Here is a 2,037-nt window from a genome sequence, read left to right as displayed (position 1 = left end):
TAACATTGCCTTCAGAAATAGCGCTGCTTTCACGTTAGACAAATGAATATGATTTTTGCTGGATCGAGCAGAGATAACTCGCTGTGCGTTGTAGAGTGGAAGGGGGATCCGAATAACTGACGAGATTATGAAAGCCCCCCTTTACTGGCGTTGGGGAAGCAGTTGCTCTTGATAAGATGCTACTAAACAAGCAGTTAAACATCAGCGAAGCTACAATAGAATTACCAGCCTTATCGCTTTTGAAGCTCAGCAAATCGCTGCCAATATTTCAGATCATCGAGCTTCAAATACGACTATCTTTTGTAGCCATAACGCCCTGCCATAAAACGCCAGCAACGCATTACGACAATATTTAACTAACCAGCGTAAACACCAAAGCCAATTCATACCTAGAATGCCGAACGTTGATGGTCGTTTTGATGGCTTTGTTATGCGCCTTTAAACACATATTTTCGGTGGTAATTCAAGTATTCGTCATGCAACTCATTAAGTTGGATCATCATACTTTGGGATACACCAGCAGCCTCAAAATCAGTAAAGTGTTGTGAAATCATAATTTTACCCAGACTATCAAAACTGATTAAACCGCTATCAAACGCCTTATCTAAGGTGGAAATTAATAGCAAGCCATTAAATGGATTTAAACGCTCCTCATTTGTAGATTCAGACCACGGTTTAATGTGACTAGCTATTAGCAATATTTTTTCACTACATCCTGTAACTGCACAGCAACCCCACATATCGAGTAACTTTTGTCGGAATTGTCCCTGCCCAATCCGTGATTTAAATAAGCGCTGTTTTTCTTTAACAGTAGTCGTCGGATCTTGAATTATCGCAGCTATATCATCTTCAATTGAAGGACGACCAGAATCTAAAAACTGAATAAACAAGTCCAAAGCTCGACTATACATTGAATTACCTGTTGAATTCCGAGCAATAAATTCATCAAGTTCTTTAAGATCAGTTGCAACAACTTTAGGCGACTTAGATTCCAATAGACCAACATTTGATAGTCCATGCTCTATCGCCATACTTGATAGTCGACCAGATACAGCACCTGAATATTTAATTGCAGATGCTCGACCAGCTCGAGTGCTCTGCACAATCCAATCTTCGAAATTCATAGACTTAGCCTATTATATTTGTTAGCGCATAACGCCTTGGCATAAGGTGCGCCAACGCATGACTTACAAAACCAAATACACTTCAAACCAAAACCGCCGAGTGTCAGGCGTCACATTAATGCCTTTGTTACCCGGCCGTTCGACTTGGCTAAAGCAGCTTGCCTGCCATGATGAAATGCAATTAAAAACGGCACTGATTAAGCGCGACAAACACCCAACTCAAGGCAGTCAAATTCAAAACTATAACCACGAAAACTACTGCGCGTTTACCCACAAAATAGCGGCAACGATGATGTTAACACTATGGTTTACCTAGAAAAGATGAACCAAAAACGAGCACGGATACTGATAAAAAGGCAGCCAAAACTAAAGCCGCGAACATCGCCCGCAATTCTTCTGTTTACGACAACCACCAAAATGTAACCACTTCCCTACCAACGCACCGACCACAATATTGAAAGCGGCTATCCTCGGAAATTGTGAGGCTATAGCTGAGAAACTAAAGAACTGGTAAGTACACGGAGCATCAACCGCCACGGCCGAACCATGTTTAAAACCAAATAAAGAAGTTGGCGCGGTTACCAGCGAACATTCACGCAAGTCGTTGAGACGTTTAAAAATAAGAAACCGCTATGACCGACGAACGATTCTAACTGCATACGGATTTAACTAGAATTGAGCAACTAACAACAACAGCGGAGTTAAGTACACAAAAAGAACTCAACCAAGTCGGGTAACGCTCGCCATAATACGCCACAACGTATTACGATTATGTTAATGAGACCACCGAAAACACTAAAGCCAATTCAGACCTAGAATGCCGAGCGTTGGTGGTCGTATTAATGGCCTTGTTACCCGGCCGTTTGACTTGGGTTAAGCAGCTTGCCTGCCATGATGAAATGCAGTTGAAAAC

The 2,037-nt window shown here is 41.9% G+C and carries 3 protein-coding genes; 1 reads left to right on the top strand and 2 read right to left on the bottom strand.

The annotated features are described in order from the left end of the window. Positions 1–428: 428 nt before the first annotated feature. On the bottom strand, positions 429–1,124 hold the full coding sequence (locus L4C35_RS23010) for an HNH endonuclease (protein ID WP_428465050.1): 696 nt from the start codon (positions 1,122–1,124) through the stop codon (positions 429–431). 58 nt (positions 1,125–1,182) lie between these two features. On the opposite strand from L4C35_RS23010, the gene L4C35_RS23005 reads away from it, so the two are divergent. Further along, on the top strand, positions 1,183–1,440 hold the full coding sequence (locus L4C35_RS23005) for a hypothetical protein (RefSeq protein ID WP_428465049.1): 258 nt from the start codon (positions 1,183–1,185) through the stop codon (positions 1,438–1,440). Positions 1,441–1,490: 50 nt separating this feature from the next. Here L4C35_RS23005 and L4C35_RS23000 read toward each other — a convergent pair whose 3' ends face one another. Further along, positions 1,491–1,724: a hypothetical protein gene (locus L4C35_RS23000; protein ID WP_428465048.1), complete on the bottom strand. Its 234-nt coding sequence runs from the start codon at positions 1,722–1,724 to the stop codon at positions 1,491–1,493. Positions 1,725–2,037 lie beyond the last annotated feature (313 nt).

The organism is Photobacterium kagoshimensis (assembly GCF_050337045.1).
Taxonomy (GTDB): domain Bacteria; phylum Pseudomonadota; class Gammaproteobacteria; order Enterobacterales; family Vibrionaceae; genus Photobacterium; species Photobacterium kagoshimensis.
This window is presented reverse-complemented; position numbering and strand designations above follow the sequence as displayed.